The sequence below is a fragment of the Hymenobacter lapidiphilus genome, from assembly GCF_013377885.1.
Taxonomy (GTDB): domain Bacteria; phylum Bacteroidota; class Bacteroidia; order Cytophagales; family Hymenobacteraceae; genus Hymenobacter; species Hymenobacter lapidiphilus.
In genome coordinates this window covers 1-18431 of record NZ_JABKAU010000045.1, presented here as the reverse complement: position 1 = coordinate 18431, position 18431 = coordinate 1, and the positions used below count along the sequence as shown (strand labels likewise).

General features: G+C 56.6%; 20 protein-coding genes and 4 tRNA genes. 4 read left to right on the top strand and 20 right to left on the bottom strand.

The annotated features are described in order from the left end of the window. Positions 1 to 89: 89 nt before the first annotated feature. From rplL to HW554_RS17580, 12 genes are all read right to left on the bottom strand, one after another. Positions 90 to 467, bottom strand: a complete 378-nt coding sequence (gene rplL, locus HW554_RS17635; protein ID WP_176909883.1) for a 50S ribosomal protein L7/L12 — start codon at positions 465 to 467, stop codon at positions 90 to 92. 138 nt (positions 468 to 605) lie between these two features. Then, positions 606 to 1160, bottom strand: coding sequence for a 50S ribosomal protein L10 (rplJ, locus tag HW554_RS17630; protein ID WP_176909882.1), 555 nt, complete (start codon positions 1158 to 1160; stop codon positions 606 to 608). 18 nt (positions 1161 to 1178) lie between these two features. Beyond that, a complete protein-coding gene (gene rplA / locus HW554_RS17625) occupies positions 1179 to 1871 on the bottom strand; it encodes a 50S ribosomal protein L1 (RefSeq protein ID WP_092767950.1) in 693 nt (230 codons plus the stop codon). Positions 1872 to 1888: 17 nt separating this feature from the next. Next, positions 1889 to 2332, bottom strand: coding sequence for a 50S ribosomal protein L11 (rplK, locus tag HW554_RS17620; protein WP_116939114.1), 444 nt, complete (start codon positions 2330 to 2332; stop codon positions 1889 to 1891). Positions 2333 to 2466: 134 nt separating this feature from the next. Next, positions 2467 to 3036: a transcription termination/antitermination protein NusG gene (gene nusG, locus HW554_RS17615; RefSeq protein WP_176909881.1), complete on the bottom strand. Its 570-nt coding sequence runs from the start codon at positions 3034 to 3036 to the stop codon at positions 2467 to 2469. Positions 3037 to 3056: 20 nt separating this feature from the next. Next, the gene (secE, locus tag HW554_RS17610; RefSeq protein ID WP_116939115.1) at positions 3057 to 3251 is read right to left on the bottom strand and encodes a preprotein translocase subunit SecE; all 195 of its coding nucleotides are present in this window, start codon (positions 3249 to 3251) and stop codon (positions 3057 to 3059) included. A gap of 63 nt (positions 3252 to 3314) precedes the next feature. Next, a tRNA-Trp gene (locus HW554_RS17605) sits at positions 3315 to 3388 on the bottom strand. Positions 3389 to 3517: 129 nt separating this feature from the next. Further along, the gene (gene tuf / locus HW554_RS17600) at positions 3518 to 4705 is read right to left on the bottom strand and encodes an elongation factor Tu (RefSeq protein ID WP_176897733.1); all 1188 of its coding nucleotides are present in this window, start codon (positions 4703 to 4705) and stop codon (positions 3518 to 3520) included. 174 nt (positions 4706 to 4879) lie between these two features. Further along, a tRNA-Thr gene (locus tag HW554_RS17595) sits at positions 4880 to 4951 on the bottom strand. Between the two features lie 109 nt (positions 4952 to 5060). Further along, positions 5061 to 5133, bottom strand: a tRNA-Gly gene (locus HW554_RS17590). Positions 5134 to 5235: 102 nt separating this feature from the next. Beyond that, positions 5236 to 5315: transfer RNA gene (locus HW554_RS17585), tRNA-Tyr, on the bottom strand. Positions 5316 to 5556: 241 nt separating this feature from the next. Beyond that, positions 5557 to 8154 (bottom strand): M1 family metallopeptidase, encoded by a 2598-nt coding sequence (locus HW554_RS17580; protein ID WP_176909880.1) that lies wholly within the window; start codon positions 8152 to 8154, stop codon positions 5557 to 5559. Positions 8155 to 8252: 98 nt separating this feature from the next. On the opposite strand from HW554_RS17580, the gene HW554_RS17575 reads away from it, so the two are divergent. From HW554_RS17575 to frr, 3 genes are all read left to right on the top strand, one after another. Continuing rightward, positions 8253 to 8762, top strand: coding sequence for a biotin/lipoyl-containing protein (locus HW554_RS17575; RefSeq protein WP_176909879.1), 510 nt, complete (start codon positions 8253 to 8255; stop codon positions 8760 to 8762). 45 nt (positions 8763 to 8807) lie between these two features. Next, positions 8808 to 9536, top strand: coding sequence for a UMP kinase (gene pyrH / locus HW554_RS17570; RefSeq protein ID WP_176909878.1), 729 nt, complete (start codon positions 8808 to 8810; stop codon positions 9534 to 9536). Positions 9537 to 9644: 108 nt separating this feature from the next. Continuing rightward, positions 9645 to 10208: a ribosome recycling factor gene (gene frr / locus HW554_RS17565; RefSeq protein WP_176897741.1), complete on the top strand. Its 564-nt coding sequence runs from the start codon at positions 9645 to 9647 to the stop codon at positions 10206 to 10208. 118 nt (positions 10209 to 10326) lie between these two features. Here frr and nadD read toward each other — a convergent pair whose 3' ends face one another. The 7 genes from nadD to HW554_RS17530 all read right to left on the bottom strand — a co-directional run bounded on the left by nadD (position 10327) and on the right by HW554_RS17530 (position 15915). Beyond that, positions 10327 to 10929 (bottom strand): nicotinate (nicotinamide) nucleotide adenylyltransferase, encoded by a 603-nt coding sequence (gene nadD, locus HW554_RS17560; RefSeq protein WP_176909877.1) that lies wholly within the window; start codon positions 10927 to 10929, stop codon positions 10327 to 10329. Then, complete coding sequence (gmk, locus tag HW554_RS17555; RefSeq protein ID WP_176909876.1) at positions 10926 to 11510, bottom strand: guanylate kinase; 585 nt, start codon at positions 11508 to 11510, stop codon at positions 10926 to 10928. The genes nadD and gmk overlap by 4 nt, the downstream gene beginning before the upstream one ends. Before the next feature lie 9 nt (positions 11511 to 11519). After that, on the bottom strand, positions 11520 to 11810 hold the full coding sequence (locus tag HW554_RS17550) for a hypothetical protein (protein WP_176909875.1): 291 nt from the start codon (positions 11808 to 11810) through the stop codon (positions 11520 to 11522). Between the two features lie 25 nt (positions 11811 to 11835). After that, positions 11836 to 12486, bottom strand: a complete 651-nt coding sequence (locus HW554_RS17545) for a sigma-70 family RNA polymerase sigma factor (RefSeq protein WP_176909874.1) — start codon at positions 12484 to 12486, stop codon at positions 11836 to 11838. A gap of 67 nt (positions 12487 to 12553) precedes the next feature. Then, on the bottom strand, positions 12554 to 13861 hold the full coding sequence (locus tag HW554_RS17540; RefSeq protein WP_176909873.1) for an O-antigen ligase family protein: 1308 nt from the start codon (positions 13859 to 13861) through the stop codon (positions 12554 to 12556). A gap of 154 nt (positions 13862 to 14015) precedes the next feature. Beyond that, positions 14016 to 15059, bottom strand: coding sequence for a glycosyltransferase family 9 protein (locus HW554_RS17535; RefSeq protein WP_176909872.1), 1044 nt, complete (start codon positions 15057 to 15059; stop codon positions 14016 to 14018). Positions 15060 to 15129: 70 nt separating this feature from the next. Next, positions 15130 to 15915 (bottom strand): glycosyltransferase family 2 protein, encoded by a 786-nt coding sequence (locus HW554_RS17530; protein WP_176909871.1) that lies wholly within the window; start codon positions 15913 to 15915, stop codon positions 15130 to 15132. Positions 15916 to 16004: 89 nt separating this feature from the next. On the opposite strand from HW554_RS17530, the gene HW554_RS17525 reads away from it, so the two are divergent. Beyond that, positions 16005 to 16883 carry an SDR family oxidoreductase gene (locus HW554_RS17525; RefSeq protein WP_176909870.1) on the top strand — a complete coding sequence of 293 codons (879 nt, stop codon included), beginning with the start codon at positions 16005 to 16007 and terminating at the stop codon, positions 16881 to 16883. 83 nt (positions 16884 to 16966) lie between these two features. Here HW554_RS17525 and ahcY read toward each other — a convergent pair whose 3' ends face one another. Further along, positions 16967 to 18289, bottom strand: coding sequence for an adenosylhomocysteinase (gene ahcY / locus HW554_RS17520; RefSeq protein ID WP_176909869.1), 1323 nt, complete (start codon positions 18287 to 18289; stop codon positions 16967 to 16969). Between the last annotated feature and the right edge of the window lie 142 nt (positions 18290 to 18431).

Here is an 18431-nt window from a genome sequence, read left to right as displayed (position 1 = left end):
GACTAGTTTGTTGCCTACAAACAGGAAAAGACCTGGCTTAGTTGCCAGGCCTCTCCTAATTTGTTGGCTCTTAGAGCGGGCCGCAGAGATTACTTAATCTCTACTTCAGCACCAGCCTCTTCCAGCTGCTTCTTCAGGCCGTCGGCCTCATCTTTCGAAACACCTTCCTTAACGGCCTTTGGAGCACCGTCAACGAGTTCTTTGGCTTCCTTCAGGCCGAGGCCGGTCAGGTCCTTCACCAGCTTCACAACAGCCAGTTTCTGGCCACCGGCAGCTTTCAGGATTACGTCGAATGCCGTCTTCTCCTCAGGAGCGTCAGCAGCAGCGCCACCGCCGCCAGCCATCATCATCGGAGCAGCTGCTGCTGGCTCGATGCCGTACTCGTCCTTCAGGATAGTAGCCAGTTCGTTTACTTCTTTTACCGTCAGGCTAACGAGCTGCTCGGCGAATGCTTTCAAATCTGCCATTTCTGTAGATTGTTAAAAAGGGGGTTGTTGAAGAAAATTTGTATTGGGTACTGAGTACTTAGCAAGGAGATAAAAGACTGTCGTCTGGTTACTCACTACTAGCTACTCAACACTAAACTTGAAAAAGATGAGCAGTGGTTAGCCTGCAACCTCTTCTTTTTCGGAAAGCGTTTTGAGGATACCAGCCAGCTTGGTACCGCCGCTCGACAGAGCAGAGATAACATTTTTGGCAGGCGACTGGAGCAGACCGATGATTTCACCGATGAGTTCCGTCTTACCTTTCAGCGTAGCAAGCGTGCCGAGCTGATCGTGACCGATGTAGATGCCAGCATCTACATAAGCACCTTTCAGGGCTGGGCGAACAACGGCCGTTTTGCTGTAGTTCTGCGCCTTATGAAAGTCCTGAATCAGCTTGGCCGGAGCGTTGCCCGACTCTTTCGAGAACAGGATGCCCGACTGGCCTACCAGTGCTGCGTCCATCTCCGTTGTGTCTACCTCGAGAGTATCGAGAGCCTTACGGATGAACGTGTTTTTATACACCTTGAACTCCAAGCCGCGGTTGTAGCACAGCCGGCGGAATTCGTTGATTTTCGCCACCGACATTCCCGAAGCATCGGCAATGTAGAACGCGTTGTGCGATTGAAACTTCTCGCTCAACTCGTCGACGAGGGCTTGTTTTTCTTCCCGGATCATACGTCGTGTTGATTAAGGTTAGGCGGAAGTTACCGACGTGTCGACCGGTACGCCGGGCGACATCGTGCTCGAGAGCGTGATGCTCTTGATGTAGGTGCCTTTAGCCGAAGAAGGCTTCAAACGCAGCAGCGTCTGGATTACCTCGATGGCGTTTTCAGCCAGCTTTTGGTCGTCGAACGACACCTTGCCAACCGAGCAGTGGATAATACCGGTTTTATCGACTTTAAAGTCGATTTTACCAGCCTTCACTTCCTGCACCGCTTTGGCAACATCAGTCGTAACCGTACCCGACTTGGGGTTTGGCATCAGACCACGGGGGCCCAATACGCGGCCCAGACGGCCCACCTTGGCCATAACAGCCGGCATGGTGATGATTACGTCGATGTCAGTCCAGCCTTTCTCGATCTTGGCGATATAGTCGTCCAGACCAACGAAATCGGCACCAGCTGCAGTAGCTTCGGCTTCTTTGTCGGGCGTTACGAGAGCCAGAACGCGAACGGTTTTGCCAGTGCCGTGGGGCAGCGTAGCAACGCCACGCACCATCTGGTCGGCTTTGCGGGGGTCAACACCCAAACGAACGTCGATATCTACTGAAGCGTCAAATTTCGTGTAGGTAATATCCTTCACTACTTTGGCCGCATCAACCAGTGTCCGAATTTCGGTCAGGTCATGCTTGGCAAGGGCTTCCTTGCGTTTTTTGCTAGTTGCCATGTCTTCCGTTGTTTAAATTATGCAGCGAAAGGAGAAGCACCTGACACGGTGATACCCATGCTCCGCGCTGTGCCGGCAACCTGCTTCATGGCCGACTCCACCTCAAAGGCGTTCAGGTCGGGCATTTTGGTTTCGGCAATAGTGCGAACCTGGTCCCACGTAACCGACCCAACCTTGTTCCGGTTAGGCTCTTTCGAACCGCTCTGGAGCTTGGCGGCGTCCTTCAGCAGAACGGGCACCGGTGGGGTCTTCACCACGAAGTCGAACGACTTGTCGGTGTACATGGTGATGAGAACAGGACAAACTTGGCCGGCCTTATCCTGGGTGCGAGCATTAAACTGCTTGCAGAATTCCATGATGTTAAGGCCTTTGCTACCAAGTGCAGGTCCAACCGGCGGTGCGGGGTTCGCAGCGCCTCCCTTTATCTGAAGCTTCAGATAACCTCTAATTTCCTTGGCCATTTGGTTTCTAAGGCTTCGGATGCCACGACGTAACTCGCATCATCCTCAGTTTTTCAATTGCTCCGAAGTGGAAGCACCACCGGCCCGGAGCGGATAACCGATGACGTGTTATTGTAGTTGCCAGTGACTGACTACTACTCTATTTCTTTCTCGACCTGAGTGTAGCTCAACTCCATGGGCTGGCTACGGCCAAATATTTTCACGATTACATTAAGACGCTTGCGGTCTTCGTATACCTCGGCCACATTACCCGACATACCGGCGAAACCACCGTCTACGATTTTAACCAGTTCACCCACCACGTAAGGAGTTTCCAACGTTTCGGCTTGCTCCTCCGACTCATCGACGATGCCGAGGATGCGGTTTACTTCCGAAATATGCAGCGGCACAGGCACCGTGTTCTGGTTAGCCGCCTTACCCTCCTTATCGGAGAGGAAGCCGATGATACCCGGGGTACTGGTGATAATGTGGTCGACTTCGCCGTGGGTCAGGTCGGCGTGGATGATAATGTAGCCGGGATACAGGTTCCGCTCACGCACGCGCTTCTTGCCGTTACGCATTTCGAACACCTTCTCCACCGGAATCAGTACCTGAGGCACTAATTCCGAGAGGCCGTGACGACCAATTTCGGTTTCGAGGTAGGTTTTGGCCTTCTTCTCCTGTCCGCTCACCGAGCGAACTACATACCATTTCAATTCGCCCATTTTAGTCGCGTCTGTGCCGATTAAACGAACGAGTTATAGAAGGCCTCTAAGCCCTCTTTGAAAATCACATCCATCACGCCTACCACAACTGCGAAAATCAACGAGCCGAGCAGCACAAGGCCAGCACTCTTCTGCAGTTCTTCCAGCGAAGGCCAAGTTACCTTGTAACGCATCTCGTCCGATGTTTCCCGGAAGTAGTTGGTCAGCTTGCTCATGCTACAGGACCTGCTGGTGAAAGTGAATAAAAGAACGGCTGCCGAAGCAGCCGGACAATCTGGTGGCACGGGCGGAGAGATTCGAACTCCCATCAAAGGTTTTGGAGACCTCTATTCTACCCTTGAACTACGCCCGTGGATGCGTTCCTTTCAGACCTGAAGTCGGATTGGGACTGCAAATGTAGGTAACTCTTTAGACAAAACAAATCCGCCCTCGAAAATTTCGAAGGCGGATTGTCTTATTTCAGCAGTTTCCCGCAAGAAAACTACTCGGTTATTTCAGTTACCTGACCAGCACCTACCGTACGGCCACCCTCACGGATAGCGAAACGCAGGCCTTTCTCCATAGCTACCGAGTTGATCAGCTCAACCGAGATAGTTACGTTGTCGCCGGGCATTACCATTTCTACACCCTCGCCCAGCATAATGATGCCGGTTACGTCGGTGGTGCGGAAATAGAACTGGGGACGGTAGTTGTTGAAGAACGGAGTGTGACGACCACCTTCCTCTTTCGACAGTACGTACACCTCAGCCTTGAACTTGGTGTGAGGCTTAACGGAACCTGGCTTGCAGATTACCATACCGCGACGGATGGCTTCCTTCTCGATACCACGGAGCAGCAGACCAACGTTGTCGCCAGCTTCACCACGGTCAAGAATTTTGCGGAACATCTCCACGCCGGTTACAGTCGATTTCAAGTTCTCAGCACCCATGCCGAGAATTTCCACCTGCTCACCCGAGTTTACAATGCCACGCTCAATACGACCGGTAGCAACCGTTCCACGACCCGTAATCGAGAACACGTCCTCAACAGGCATCAGGAAGGGCAGGTCGGTCAGACGAGCAGGAATCGGAATGAAGGAGTCAACAGCATCCATCAGCTCCTCGATCTTGGGAACCCAGTTGGCATCGCCATTCAGGCCACCCAGAGCCGAGCCCTGAATTACGGGGATGTTGTCGCCGTCGAAGTCGTAGAACGAAAGCAACTCACGGATTTCCATCTCCACCAACTCGAGGAGCTCTGGATCGTCCACCATGTCAACTTTGTTCATGAATACCACCAGCTGGGGAACACCAACCTGACGAGCGAGCAGGATGTGCTCACGAGTCTGGGGCATTGGGCCGTCGGTAGCAGCTACCACGAGGATAGCGCCGTCCATCTGGGCAGCACCGGTAACCATGTTCTTCACATAGTCAGCGTGACCGGGGCAGTCAACGTGAGCGTAGTGACGGTTAACGGTAGAATATTCTACGTGCGAAGTGTTGATGGTGATGCCACGCTCTTTTTCTTCGGGAGCATTGTCGATCGAAGAGAAGTCACGCTTGGCAGCCAAACCTTTGCTAGCCAATACCTGGGTAATGGCAGCAGTGAGGGTGGTTTTGCCGTGGTCAACGTGACCGATGGTGCCGATGTTTACGTGCGGCTTGGACCGGTCAAAATTTTCTTTAGCCATTGTAAAGAGATTTAGAGGAATTTTGAGGTGAGAAGGGAAAACGCGACTTAAAACCTAACTATACAGAAGAAAGCGAAACACAGCTCTGCTTGACCAGGGACTGCACGTCGCTTTACTTGGCTGACAGTTCCAAAACGGTGCAGTCGCGCTGCCCCGTTGGTACTCGTAATTCTGAGCCATTTATGGGATTTGAACCCATGACCTCTTCCTTACCAAGGAAGTGCTCTACCACTGAGCTAAAACGGCTGGTACTTTTTTAGCACGCTGGCGCGTAACCGGGGCAAAGGTACGACAGGAGAATAATATTTGCCAGCCTATGCTGGCGCAAACTATTACCAGGCGCATTGTTGCTGCGAGCGGGAGACGAGGTTCGAACTCGCGACCTGCAGCTTGGAAGGCTGCCGCTCTACCAACTGAGCTACTCCCGCGGAGGAAGTTTGCAAGTCGGGAAGTTCAGACCTCAGAAACCGGACGCTGCAGTAGCAGGCTCATTTCTGTTTTCCGAACTTCCCGACTTATAAACTAAAATGTGGGGGTGAGAGGACTCGAACCTCTGAACCCGAAGGAGCTGAGTTACAGTCAGCCGCAATTGCCACTATGCGACACCCCCAATTATATGGTTTCAACGCCGTTTACGTGAAACCTGCCCATTCCAATTCGTGGACCGGAGTCGCTTTTTCTCGAATTGGAGTTGCAAAATTAGTGGGTTTCTGGTGTAAGTCAAGCCCTGCGTGAAAAAAGGTTTTGGTTTGGCTAACTTTTTGAACGGCCTGAATCGTCGTCGTTGGGCTAAGCGGCTGACTTCCTAGACTAAAGCAGCGTAATTCTGCCGGTAGTCGGGGTGAAAAAAATTATTGCACCAAGCTGTACATGGCTTTCAGGTTGCTATCCTTCTCCTTATTCCGGATATCCTGTAGGGTGGTTTTGAGAGTGGGCATGCTTCCGGTTAACTCATTAAGCCCCTTGTAGGCGCCCAAGCGTACGTAGAGCTGTGGATGGCTGCGAGCCAGATTTTCGAGCCGCTGAAGGCCCTTCTCGCGCTCTACGGGCGGGATGCGGTTCATGAGGCGGCCAAAATTCTCGAGCAATACATATAGTACCTCGGGCTGTGCGTCCTGGCTGCGTTGAAGAAACCAGTCGTAATCGTCGAGGGTGCCGTTGAGGCCGTAGAAGCCGGACAGCGACTTGAGTAACGCCGGATTACGGGTTTTCTGCAGCTTGGCAACTTGGGCGCGGGTAGTGGGCGCGGGCGATTTGGCCAAGGCATCAACGGCGGCGGCAGATACCAAATAAGAGCTGTCGATGAGAGCAGATTCGTAGACACTGGCGAAACTCTCGTTGGCAAACGATGACAACACGTTGATGGCCGTGGCCCGCACAGTGCCATGCTTCTCGTTGAGGGCGACCTGCTGCAAATCTTTACGGACCACACTGCCCTCGGCCCCGCGGTAGCGGCGCAGGCCTTCGAGTGCAGCCACGCGGGTGGCCCAAAAGGGGTCGGTGAGGACATTACGGAAGGCCGAGCTAACCAGCAAATCACCCGACTTGCTTTTCAGCCCTTCTATGGCCTCAACTTTCTGAAGATAGCCGCGGGCATGACTGAGCTGGAACTGCAATTCCTCAGGGGACTGCGTTTGGTCGATATCAGCCAGCAATGTTCCCTCATTGTCGAACTTAACCAAGGACGGGCGCTGGAGTGCAGGCAGGCGGAACGTTTGGTCGGCTTTGGTGATGACAAGGCGATGCTCCGTGGACTGATTGCCGCTCCAGACAGCCACCGTTACGGGCAAGCGGAATACGGGCTGGTAAATGGTGTCCTGCACTTGCCGCACGCGCAGTACCACGGCACTGTTCTCATAGCTATGGGTTACGCGCAACTCGGGGTGCCCGCGCTGCAGAAACCATTGGTCGAAAAACCACGTCAGATCCTCGCCGGTCGTTTCTTCGAACGCAGTGCGCAACTTGGGCAGTTCGACAGCCGACAGTTTGTTCTGGTTGAGGTAGCGGGTGAGCGAAGCGAAGAAAGCATCGTCGCCGATGAGGTTGCGCAGCATGTGCAACACCCGGCCGCCCTTGTCGTAAGAGTGGCGGTCGAACAGATCTTCGTGGTTGTTGTAGCTGGTACGGATAAGCGGCTCACGCTTCACCTGGGCCTCTTCGAGGTAGAGGCGCAGCTTGTTACGCTGCACCAGAGCGGCCGCATCGGGGCCATATTTATGCTCGGCCCAGAGCAGCTCTCCGTAATCGGCAAAGGCCTCGTTGAGCGGCAGGTTGCCCCACGACTCGTTGGTCACATAATCACCAAACCATTGGTGGAACAGCTCGTGGGCGATAACCGATTCTGAACCGTCGTAGGGGACATCGGCCAGTTCGCGAGGCGTGAACTGCACCAGCTGCTGCCCGAAGGTGGAGGCAGTGGTGTTTTCCATAGCGCCCGACACAAAATCATGCACGGCTACCTGTGCATATTTCTCCCACGGATAGTCGACTCCCAGCTTTTTGGAGAAGAACTCCAGCATTTCGGGGGTGTTGCCAAACACCTGCTTGGCGGTGTTCCGATAGGCAGGGTCCACGTAATAGTCCACTGCCTTTCCGCGCCAGGAGTCCGATACGACGGTGAAATCGCCCACGGCCAGCATGGCCAGGTAAGGCGCGTGGGGCTGACTGAGTTTCCAGGTATCAGTGCGGGTACCGTCAGCGTTGCGGCGCGACGATACGAGCAGGCCGTTGGACAGCGTTTTTTGGTCGGTTTCCACCGTCAGGCTGATTTCCTGTGTCATGCGCTGGTTGGGCCGATCGATGGTCGGAAACCAGCACGAGCTGCCCTCTGTCTCGCCCTGGGTCCAGAGCTGACGCGGTTTGCCTTTCTCGGTGCCGAGCGGGTTGATAAAGTACAGACCCTTGTCGTCGATGATGGCCTCGCTCCCACCGCCTTTGGGCAGCTCGTTGGGCTTGGCCACATACTGAATGCGCACCTGGTATTGCTCGGTGCGCTGGTAGGTGCGGTCGAGGGTGATGGTGAGCTTCTTCTTATCGTAAGTATACTTCAGGTCGCGGCCCTTTCGGCCCGCGCTCACTAGCTCTATGCCTTTAATATCGAAGCCTTTGGCATCGAGCACCAGTTGATACTGCGGGTAGAAATGCGGGCGGAGCGTGAGCGTAGCCGTGCCCTGCAACCACTGCCGGCTCCAGTCGGGGCGCAGGTCGAGCTTGGTGTCTACTAGGTTGTGGAGAATAGTAGCCGAAGGCTGCTGCGGGCGGGTCTGGTCGGGTAGCCAGTTGGGCACCGGTGCCGTGGTGGGTGCCAGATAAGGCGCAGTATCGGGCCCTTTTCGGGCGGGCGAATGCGGGCTGACTGCACCGCTGCGTCCTGGCTTAGCAGCCTGAGCAGTAGCTGGTAACTGAGCCGGCAGCCACAGAAAAAGAATACCGAGAAATAGGTATTTCATGTAATAAGGCACTAGGGTAATGGTTGGTGAAGTTCCGAATTTATTTCAGATTTGACCTATCTTTAAGCCCTTTTCTGCCTCACTCCCGCCCTATTCATATGCTGCAAATCCAATTAGCCGCAGCCGGCCAGCCTTCGCAGGAAGTCGACTACCAGCCAGCCGGTACCGTTACGCTCGATGGCCAGCCTTTTGCCTGGGACCTCACGGCCCTTGGTGCCGGCCGCTACCATGTGCTGTATCAGAACCGTTCGTACACTGCTGAGCTGCTGGAAATCGACTACGCCACCAAAACTGTGGTGTTGAAGCTGAATGGGCAGCGGCTGGAGCTACAGGCCAAAGACCGCCTCGATTTGCTGCTTGATAAGATGGGTTTGAGCGCGGCCGTCAGCACCAAAGTCAATGAGCTGAAAGCTCCCATGCCGGGCTTGATTGTGGACGTGCGCGTAGAACCAGGCCAGACAGTGCAGAAGGGCGACCCGCTGCTGGTGCTGGAGGCAATGAAAATGGAGAACATCCTGAAAGCGCCCGGCGAGGGCGTGGTAGCAGCCATCAAAGTAAGTCTGCGCGACAACGTAACCAAGGGCCAGGTATTGATTCAGTTCGCTTAGCCATTCGGCCCCTTTTTCTTCTTACTCAACTATCTCCTCACTGCCTTGAAGTACAACCGAATTCTGCTGAAACTGAGTGGCGAGGCCCTGATGGGCCAGCAGCAGTACGGCATCGATGCCAACCGGCTCATGCAGTACGCTGAGGAAATCAAGATTGCCGCCGAAACAGGCACGCAGGTGGCCGTCGTTATCGGGGGTGGCAACATCTACCGCGGGGTGCAGGCCGAAGCCTTCGGCCTCGACCGCGTGCAGGGCGACTATATGGGTATGCTGGCTACGGTTATTAACTCGATGGCTCTGCAGAGCGCCCTCGAAAAACTGGGCGTGAACACCCGGCTGCTTTCGGGCCTCACTATTCAACAAGTGTGTGAGCCGTACATCCGCCGCCGCGCTATGCGCCACCTCGAGAAGGGCCGGGTCGTTATTTTCGGCGCCGGCATCGGCTCGCCCTATTTCACTACCGACTCGGCCGCTTCGCTGCGGGCCATCGAAATTGAGGCTGATGTGGTGCTGAAGGGTACCCGTGTGGACGGCATCTATACCGCTGACCCCGAGAAGGACCCTACAGCCAAGCGCTTCGCCGACATCAGCTTTGATGAGGTGATGGACAAGAAGCTGAACGTGATGGACATGACGGCCTTCACGCTGTGCAAGGAAAACAACCTGCCGATTATCGTTTTCGATATGAACAAGGAAGGCAACCTGCAGCGCCTGTTGCGCGGCGACAGCGTGGGTACGCTCGTGAGTATGCACGGAGCCAACGCCGACGCCTAGAACAACTCCCTCATACCGGCCGTGGCGAAACTGATACTCCATCGGCGTAGTTTCGCCACGGCCGGTCAACCTATCAATCCCTAATTTTCAACACTTAATTTTTCCGAAGTGGACGAAGAAATAAAGTTTTACCTCGATGAGGCCGAAGAGTCGATGGGCAAGGCCCTGGAGCACACGACCGTAGAATTTTCGCGCATCCGGGCCGGCAAAGCCTCGCCGGCCATGCTCGATTCGCTGCGGGTAGACTACTACGGTACGCCTACTCCGCTGGGCAACGTGGCCAACGTATCGGCCCCCGATGCCCGTACGCTGTATATTAAGCCTTGGGAGAAAAATATGGTGGGCGAAATTGTAAAGGCCATCAAAAACAGCGACCTAGGCCTCAACCCGCAGTCGGATGCCGAGGGCGTACGCCTAAACATCCCGGCCATGACCGAGGAACGCCGTCGCGAACTGGTGAAGCAGGCCAAATCGGAGTCGGAAGGTGGCAAGGTACGCATCCGGGGTATCCGTAAAGACGTGAACGAGTCGCTGCGCAAGCTACAGAAGGATGGCGCTTCGGAAGATGCCGTCAAGGATGCCGAAGCCAAAGTTCAGAAGTTCACCGATGCCTATATCAGCAAAGTAGATGAGGTGCTGAGCAAAAAGGAAACGGAGATAATGACGATTTGATTTTAGAAGTGAGTGTCAAGAAGTAAGAGGGGAGACTTTTGTGCTACCGGCCAAGTTGGGTCGGTAGCACAAAAGTCTCCCCTCTTACTTCTTGGTAAGCACTGCTGAAATATCCCTTCTAAGCATAGTACCCTTCCTCCCGAATCTGCTGTTCCACTACGTCAGGTAGCAGGTAGCGGACCGAGAGGCCCTCGCGCAGGCAGCGACGAATGAAGGTGGCCGAAATATCGAGTAGCGGGGCCTCTACCACGCGTACAGCAGGCGGCAGCGGGTCGGGCAGGGTATAGCCGGGGCGCGGGTACACGTAGATTTCTACCTCGGCCAACAGCCGGTCGGCGGCTTTCCAGCGCGGCAGGCCCGCTACGTTGTCGCCACCCATGAGCAGCACGAACTCCTGGCCCGGATGTAGCTGCCGCAACTGGTCGAGCGTGTCGATGGTATAGCTGGGCTTGGGCAGGCGAAACTCAATGTCGAGTACGCGCAACCGTTCGTTGCCGGAAATAGCACTGGCTACTAAGGCTAGCCGCGCCTGCTCATCGAGCAGATCGACCTGTTGCTTGAAAGGGCTCTGGGGCGACACGATGAGCCAGACTTCTGCCAAGTCAGTATGCGTGGCCAGGAAATTGGCCAGAATCAGGTGGCCGGTATGGATGGGGTTGAAGGAACCAAAAAGCAGCCCCACTTTCCGGCCCGAGGGGGTAACGGAGGTGGGGCTGCTCACAAAATGGCTGATTCGGCGGTAATGAAGGCGCGCACCAGTCGCTCGGCTTCATCAACGGCCTTATCGAGGTCGTCGTTGGTGATGACCACATCAAAGCGGTCTTCAAACGTAAGCTCGAAATTGGCCTTGTACAAGCGGGCTGAGATGCTGGCTTCCGAGTCGGTGGCGCGGTGGCGGAGGCGTTGCTCCAGGATTTCGAGCGAGGGGGGTTTCACGAATACCGCTAGGGCGCGGTCCTGATAAAACTCCTTGATGCTGAGGCCACCTTTCACATCGACATCGAGTACCGAATGCTGGCCGTTTTCCCAGATTCGCTCGATTTCCTCTTTCAGCGTACCATAGAAAGCGCCTTCGTACACCTCTTCCCACTCTACGAAATCATCGTGACGGATTTTCTCCTGAAACTCCTGAACGGAGATAAAGTAGTAGTCCTTGCCGTTGGCCTCGGTGCGGCCGCGCTTGTCGCGCGTGCAAGCCGAAATGGAGAAGCTCAGCTCTGGCATTCGGGCCAGCAACCGATGGACGATGGTGGTTTTGCCGGCCCCGGAAGGCGCGGAGAAAGCAATGATTTTACCCTGCATCGGGTAAAATTAGGCCATTTCTCTCTGAAGTTGGGCAAGAATGCGCTGGGAAAGTGCGGCCGGGGCTCCTCTGCGCACCACCTTTTGGGTCAGGAAGTCGATGAAAACCTGCTGTTTCTCTAGGCTGTCAAAGCATGGTGAGCAATCTTCGGCGTGGCTAACAAAATAGTCCTCATCCTCCGCCGAAGGGTCTTGCCCCACGATAATTTGGTCGAGAATAGTATTCACGCGGTCACAGTCGGGGCCGTCGCTAAACGTGGCGGCTGCCTGTTTGGTTGATGAGGTAGAGGTAGGTTCCATAACTACTGCCTGGCATTGAAAGAAATTAGTCGGTCGTTTCTTGTTCGTCTTCTTCGTCGTCGGCTGTGGCTCCGTTTGTGCCATAACCCATCGAGCGGGCGTATTTGTCGAGTTTCTCTTTGAGGAAATTACGGGCCCGGTGCAGGCGTGAACGCACAGTACCGATTGGGATGTCGAGCACCTTGGCCATTTCCTCATACGTGAACCCTTCGAGGTCGCAAAGTATGATAACCGTTCGGAAATCCACTGGCAGCGAGTTTAATGCGCGTGCCACTTCGTCGCCGATGAGGTCGCGCACGGCTTGCTGCCGCATGTCCGAGGAGGTAGTACCGGCGTCAGAGTCGGCCTCCACTTCTTCGGAGTTGTAGTACCCTTCGATTTCGCTGTAATCAACCTTGGCAGGCTGCTTACTTTTCTTGCGAAAATCGTTGATGAACGAGTTTTTGAGGATGCGAAACAGCCACGCTTTGGCGTTCGTCCCCGGTTCGAAGTACTCAAAGAAGCGATATGCTTTCAGATAAGTTTCCTGCACCAAGTCATTTGCATCATCCTCATCGAGGGTGAGGCGGAAGGCGAAGTTGTATAGGGGGTCGAGCACAGGCATCAGCTCGGCCTGGAAACGCCGGTCTTTTTCCTCTTTGCTCAACTTAGGAACCCGCTCGGGAGAATCGCTCATGGACGCTAAAAAGTGTGGTTTTCGGGGCCGAAAACCGCGGTCAGACAAATATACTGTTTATACCATTTTACGCCGGCGAAGGTTTGGGAGGCTGCCGGAGCCGGCGCTCAGCAGCCACAATCAGAAAGCCATAAAGAAAAACAAACAAGTTGTAGCTCGTTTGCAGCTCCAGCAGCGAATCGGTGAGCATGGCCACAGCCGATAGCAGCACAAATCGGTACACGTACGGATTCCGGCGTAAGGTGGGTTGCCCTAACGGCCCCAATAACACGAGCAGCCACAGGGCCAGCCCCACCACGCCGCCCGCCACCAGCTGGTGCAGGTATTGGTTATGCACCATCACGCGGTTGGCGGGCAGCAGCCCGTAACTGCGCCAGGCGTACTGGTCCATCATGGCGGCGTGCGCATCGGCAGGGCCCACACCCAGTAGGAGGTGCTGGCGGGCCACTACTACGGCCGTTTGCCAGGCGGCCAGCCGCCGCGAGAGAGAAAAGTGGTTGATGTCGTGCTGGAGTTCGAACTGTTCGAGGTCGAAGAGCGTGTTGTTGACCCGTTCGCGCACTGAGCCCAGCGTGTGGTAGGCCAGCCAGGGCCCTGCAGCTAGTGCCAGTAGCAGCGTGGCCCCCAGCCAGAACCGGCGGCGCACCAGCAGCGCCAGCAGCGCCTCTACCAGCAGCAGCGTGTAAGCGGCCAGCAGCCCTGAGCGATACGCCAGCACGTGCAGTACCGCTACGCAGACCACCACGCTCAGGCCCAACACCACCCGCAGCCAGCGGGGTGCGTACCGCTGCCGGGCCATCCGGAACCCCAGGAAGGCTGCCAACGCCAGCATCAACCCAAAGTGAATGTGGAAGATGCGCGTGACAGAGGGCATACTCTGACCGAGGCGGAAGGCTTCGTTGGCGGCAGCGGGGTCGCGTAGGTACTGCCCCACGGTGGCCGCCCCAATAAGCGCCAAGCCCATAACAAACAAGCTACCCACCCCAAACCGTTGCCGACCCGTGAGCGGTACGGCCAGCCCAAATACCAGGGGCACGGCCAGCCAGGGCAGCTGCCGAAACAGCTCGTGCCGCCATTCGGGCCAGTTGTGGGTGTAGAGGCCACTGAGCATCAGCAGCACATACAGGCCGGCCGGGGCCCATACCGTGCGTAGCCGTAGCCATTGGGGCACCTGTTGGCGTATGTGCGGGTTGGCCAGCGCCGCTACTACCCCCACCACCGGCGCCAGTGCTACCAAGGCCCGCGAAGCCATCAGCCCCACCACCCCAGCCACGCAGGCCAGCAGCAGCAGGTATTGCGAAAGCCGGCCAGAGTACCACCAGCTTTTCCAGCCAGCGGGCTCAGGTATTGAAGAAACAGATTCGTAAGTGGGCATTCGGTTTGGTTGGCAGGCTAAGGCCCGGCGCGGAAACACACTGATTTGGCCTCCGGTAGTTGGCTGGGGTCATCGACAGCCAGCTATTCGTACGGACGAGACGCAAGATATTGCCTCTGGTTGCTGATTGTACCAATAAGCGGATACGTGCATCTTACAAACCTGTCGACGGCAGGTGCTTCCACTGCTGCACGCGGGCCAGCACCAATGCCGGTCCCAGAGCTTTGATACAGGTACAGGCCGCTGGCGTAGTACAACAGTCCTGGCAGTTGGGCCGGTCGAAAACGAGGTAGTCGGCATGGGGCCCGAGCGGGGCCCAGCGGCCGGGGTGCATGGGGCGGATGGGCGGGTAGAGGCCGAGCGCGTATCGGCCCAGCGCGGCGGCTAGGTGCAACGGGCCGGTGCTGCCAGCCACCAACCCATCGGCGGCGGCGAGGAAGGCAATGAATTCGGGCAGGGCCAGCTGGCCGGTGAGTTCGGCCTGAATGTAGGGCTGATTTTCCGTCAGCCATTCGCGCAATTCCTCGCCTTCGGCCATTGTGCCAGTTATAAACACGCGGTGTCCGGCTTCGTGCAGCAGGCGGGCCAACTCCCCGAAATGGGGCAGCCCCCACTCGCGGGCGCTACCCCGGCTACGCGGATGCAACACCACGTTGAGCTGGCCGGGCTCGCGGGCCGCCAGCAACTCCTGCAGATCGGGACGTAGGGATACGGTGGGCGTCAGCTTCACCAGGGAGGCTACTTCTGATAGCGGCAGAGGGTCCGATTCGTGCAGCGGAGCCAGTAAGGCCAGGTTGAGCTGGCTTTCGTGCAGTTCGGAGTTTTTGCGACTGAGCTTCACCAGCCGGTTGCAACCGAGCCAGTGGAACCAACGGTTGCGGGTACCAATGCGCACCTTAATGCCCGCCAACAGCGCCAGCCGAGCCAGGTCTTTGTTGGGGAAAACGTGCAGTATCGTATCGGCCCCAACAGCACGCAGGGTGGCCACCTGCTGGTTGGGCGGCATTTGCTGCAATTCGTCGAGGCTCACAAAATCATCCAGCCAGGGGCACGCTTCGGCTACGGCGCGGGTGTAGTTGCGGCCCAACAGCAGCACCCGGCATCCCGGAAACAACTGCTTCAGTCGGCCGGCCACCGGTAGCGTGAGCACCACGTCGCCGATGGCATCGGTACGGCTGATAAGGAAGGTGCGGCTCATTTTGAGGGGCTATTAGCTTTCAGCTGATGGCTGTTAGCGTCGTTCTTACTGTCCAGCTTTATTGTGTCAGCTACTTGCTTAGCATTCTCTCGCTTTCACTTAGGTACCGGAGCTTGGCGAACTTCAGAAATACGCCCCAGGCCGAAATAGCGGCAATGCTGAGGCCCGCGAAACCATCCAGGAAGCCACCTCGCAGCACATAGCCATGCACGAATTTCCAGAGCGGCTTCAATACCAGATGGAAAATGGAAACCTGCCGCTTGTTCTTCAGCCAGAGCTCCTCGGCAGCAATACTGGTGAAGCGGTTAAGCTGCTGCACGTGCTGCTCGACGGAGGTGTAGGAGTAGTGCAGCGCGTCGCCGGCCAGGGGCAGCGGCGCGGGTTGGCCAGTAGCCAATTCGTAGTGTTCGTGCAGCAATAGGCCCTGCCAGCAGCCCAGGCGCCGGTCGTAGAGGCGCAGCTTACGGTCGGGGTACCAGCCGCCGTGGCGCACCCAGTGGCCGCAGTAGCTGGTGAGGCGGGCCAACGTGTAGCCCCCACCCTGCCAATTGGCCAGCGCCGCCCGGATGCTGGCTTGCAGCTCCGGCGTCAGCACCTCGTCGGCATCGAGTTGGAGCACATGCTCGTGGCACGCCTGTGCGGTGGCATAGTTTTTCTGCTCGACGTAGCCTGCGAAGGCATGCTGCACCACGTTCACCCCCAGCTCCCGGCATATTTCTACCGTGCGGTCTGTAGAAAAGCTATCCACCACCAACAGCTCGGCGGCCACCGGGCGGGCGGCTTCAAGGCATCGGGCAATATTGGCTTCCTCATTGAAGGTGATGATGACGACGGACAGCGGAACGGCAGCGGGCATAGTGGGGCAAATATCGGATGATTTGGGCGGTGCTGAAATGAACTGCCCCGCAGCCGGCGCGTATAGCCGGGCAATCAACTACTAATTCCATGACTACTATAGCTTCTGAACAGATTGCCCTCGTTACGGGCGCAACTTCCGGTATCGGCAAAGTAACCGCCCGCGAGCTGGTGCGCCGGGGCTACCACGTTATCCTGCTGGCCCGCGACGCTGCCAAGGCCGCACAAGTGCGTCAGGAATTCCAGCAACTGGCGGCGTCAGGGCAGCGGGTAGATGTGCTCTTGTGCGACCTGTCGGACCTGGGCCAGGTGCGGCGGGCGGCCGAGGAATTCATCCAACGCTACCACCGCCTCGATGTGCTTGTGAACAACGCCGGGCTCATCTTTGGCAAGGAGCGCGAAACCTCGACCGACGGCTACGAAATGACGCTGGCCACCAACCACCTTGGTCCTTTTCTGCTCACCAGCCTGCTACTACCAGCCCTACAGCGGAGCGAAGCGGCCCGGATCGTGAACGTGGCGTCGGAGGGCTACCGCATGGCTAAGCCGCGCCTACACGACCTCAACCAGCAGGAAAACTACAGTGCGTGGCGGCAGTATGGCAACACCAAACTCTACAACATCCTCTTCACGCAGGAGCTGGCCCGGCAGCTGCGGGCGCGGGATATCGACACCATTGTTACTAACAGCCTGCATCCCGGCGTGGTGGCCAGCAGCTTCGGCTCGGCCTCCGGCGGCCTCACCAGCCTGTTTACCCGGCTGGCAGCCCCTTTCCTGCTCACCACCGAAGAAGGTGCCCGCACCAGCGTATTTCTGGCCACTGCCCCCATCGGCGGGCAGGTAAGCGGCGGCTATTTCGATAAGCAGCTGGCCAAGCCAGTAAAACACGAATTCACTGAGCCCACCAAAGCCCAGCAACTCTGGCAGGAAACCGAGCGGCTAGTGGGCCAGGAGTTTTTTGGTGAGTAAAAAAAGTGCATATCGAGCAAATAAAAACCCCGCCCGGCGCAGTGCCGAGCGGGGTTTTTTAGCTTCCAGAAAATCCGGATGGCTTAATACCGGTACAGGTCCGACTTGAAGGGGCCTTCCACATCCACGCCAATATACTTGGCTTGGTGCGGGTTCAACTCCTCCAGCTCCACACCGATTTTAGCGAGGTGCAGACGGGCTACTTTCTCGTCGAGGTGCTTGGGCAGGGTATACACCTGGTTTTCGTACTGATCGGCGTGCAGCCACAGCTCCAGCTGGGCCAGTACTTGGTTGGTGAACGAGTTCGACATTACGAACGAAGGGTGGCCAGTGGCGCAGCCCAGGTTTACCAAACGACCTTCAGCCAGCACGATGATTTCCTTGCCTTCGATTGTGTAGAGGTCTACCTGAGGCTTGATGGTATCCTTGGTGTCGCCGTAGTTCTTGTTCAACCAAGCCATGTCAATCTCATCGTCGAAGTGGCCGATGTTGCAGACAATGGCTTTGTCCTTGAGGGCGCGGAACGAAGCTTCGGTGATAATATCGCAGTTGCCGGTAGCAGTTACCACGATGTCGGCTTCCTTGATAGCATTCTCCATCTTCTTTACCGCGTAACCGTCCATAGCAGCCTGCAGAGCGCAGATGGGGTCTATTTCGGTAACGATGACGCGGGCACCGGCACCGCTCAGCGAAGCAGCCGTACCTTTTCCTACGTCGCCGTAACCAGCAACCACGGCCACTTTGCCGGCCATCATCACGTCGGTAGCCCGACGGATAGCATCTACGGCCGACTCTTTGCAGCCGTACTTATTATCGAATTTCGACTTGGTAACCGAGTCGTTGATGTTGAAAGCGGGCATGGGCAGCGTGCCGGCCTTTACACGGTCGAGCAGGCGCAGTACGCCGGTCGTAGTTTCCTCCGACAGACCTTTGATGCCAGCAGCCAGCTCGGGGAACTGGTTGAGCACCATATTGGTCAGGTCGCCGCCGTCGTCGAGAATCATGTTCAGCGGCTCGCGCTTTTCGCCGAAAAACAGCGTTTGCTCGATGCACCAGTTGAACTCCTCCTCCGTCATGCCCTTCCAGGCATAGACCGGGATGCCGGCCGCAGCAACAGCAGCAGCAGCATGGTCCTGGGTCGAGAAGATGTTACACGACGACCACGTTACGTCAGCGCCAAGGGCGGTGAGCGTTTCGATGAGCACCGCAGTCTGGATAGTCATGTGCAGGCAGCCGGCCACGCGGGCACCCTTAAGGGGCTGGCTGGCACCGTACTCCTCGCGCAGGGCCATCAGGCCGGGCATTTCGGCCTCGGCCAAACGGATTTCCTTACGGCCCCATTCGGCGAGGCTCATATCTTTTACTTTGTAGGGCACGTAGGCCGTCGTCGTCTTGGTCTCTACCATGATATATTGGGGTTTGAGAAGTCAACCGCAAAAATACGAAAAAGTTAAGGCGGTCTTTAGATAACCTAAGTTGCGGCCTATGCGCCGAGTTGGGCGAGGGTGTGGGTGAAGACGAACAGCAGGAGTTTGAGGGCAAATCCCC

Excerpts from the sequence above, each read along its gene's own strand:
- rplL (WP_176909883.1), bottom strand. The coding sequence starts at position 467 with ATGGCAGATTTGAAAGCATTCGCCGAGCAGCTCGTTAGCCTGACGGTA.
- rplJ (WP_176909882.1), bottom strand. The coding sequence starts at position 1,160 with ATGATCCGGGAAGAAAAACAAGCCCTCGTCGACGAGTTGAGCGAGAAG.
- rplA (WP_092767950.1), bottom strand. The coding sequence starts at position 1,871 with ATGGCAACTAGCAAAAAACGCAAGGAAGCCCTTGCCAAGCATGACCTG.
- rplK (WP_116939114.1), bottom strand. The coding sequence starts at position 2,332 with ATGGCCAAGGAAATTAGAGGTTATCTGAAGCTTCAGATAAAGGGAGGC.
- nusG (WP_176909881.1), bottom strand. The coding sequence starts at position 3,036 with ATGGGCGAATTGAAATGGTATGTAGTTCGCTCGGTGAGCGGACAGGAG.
- secE (WP_116939115.1), bottom strand. The coding sequence starts at position 3,251 with ATGAGCAAGCTGACCAACTACTTCCGGGAAACATCGGACGAGATGCGT.
- tuf (WP_176897733.1), bottom strand. The coding sequence starts at position 4,705 with ATGGCTAAAGAAAATTTTGACCGGTCCAAGCCGCACGTAAACATCGGC.
- HW554_RS17580 (WP_176909880.1), bottom strand. The coding sequence starts at position 8,154 with ATGAAATACCTATTTCTCGGTATTCTTTTTCTGTGGCTGCCGGCTCAG.
- HW554_RS17575 (WP_176909879.1), top strand. The coding sequence starts at position 8,253 with ATGCTGCAAATCCAATTAGCCGCAGCCGGCCAGCCTTCGCAGGAAGTC.
- gmk (WP_176909876.1), bottom strand. The coding sequence starts at position 11,510 with ATGCAGGGTAAAATCATTGCTTTCTCCGCGCCTTCCGGGGCCGGCAAA.
- HW554_RS17550 (WP_176909875.1), bottom strand. The coding sequence starts at position 11,810 with ATGGAACCTACCTCTACCTCATCAACCAAACAGGCAGCCGCCACGTTT.
- HW554_RS17545 (WP_176909874.1), bottom strand. The coding sequence starts at position 12,486 with ATGAGCGATTCTCCCGAGCGGGTTCCTAAGTTGAGCAAAGAGGAAAAA.
- HW554_RS17540 (WP_176909873.1), bottom strand. The coding sequence starts at position 13,861 with ATGCCCACTTACGAATCTGTTTCTTCAATACCTGAGCCCGCTGGCTGG.
- HW554_RS17535 (WP_176909872.1), bottom strand. The coding sequence starts at position 15,059 with ATGAGCCGCACCTTCCTTATCAGCCGTACCGATGCCATCGGCGACGTG.
- HW554_RS17530 (WP_176909871.1), bottom strand. The coding sequence starts at position 15,915 with ATGCCCGCTGCCGTTCCGCTGTCCGTCGTCATCATCACCTTCAATGAG.
- HW554_RS17525 (WP_176909870.1), top strand. The coding sequence starts at position 16,005 with ATGACTACTATAGCTTCTGAACAGATTGCCCTCGTTACGGGCGCAACT.
- ahcY (WP_176909869.1), bottom strand. The coding sequence starts at position 18,289 with ATGGTAGAGACCAAGACGACGACGGCCTACGTGCCCTACAAAGTAAAA.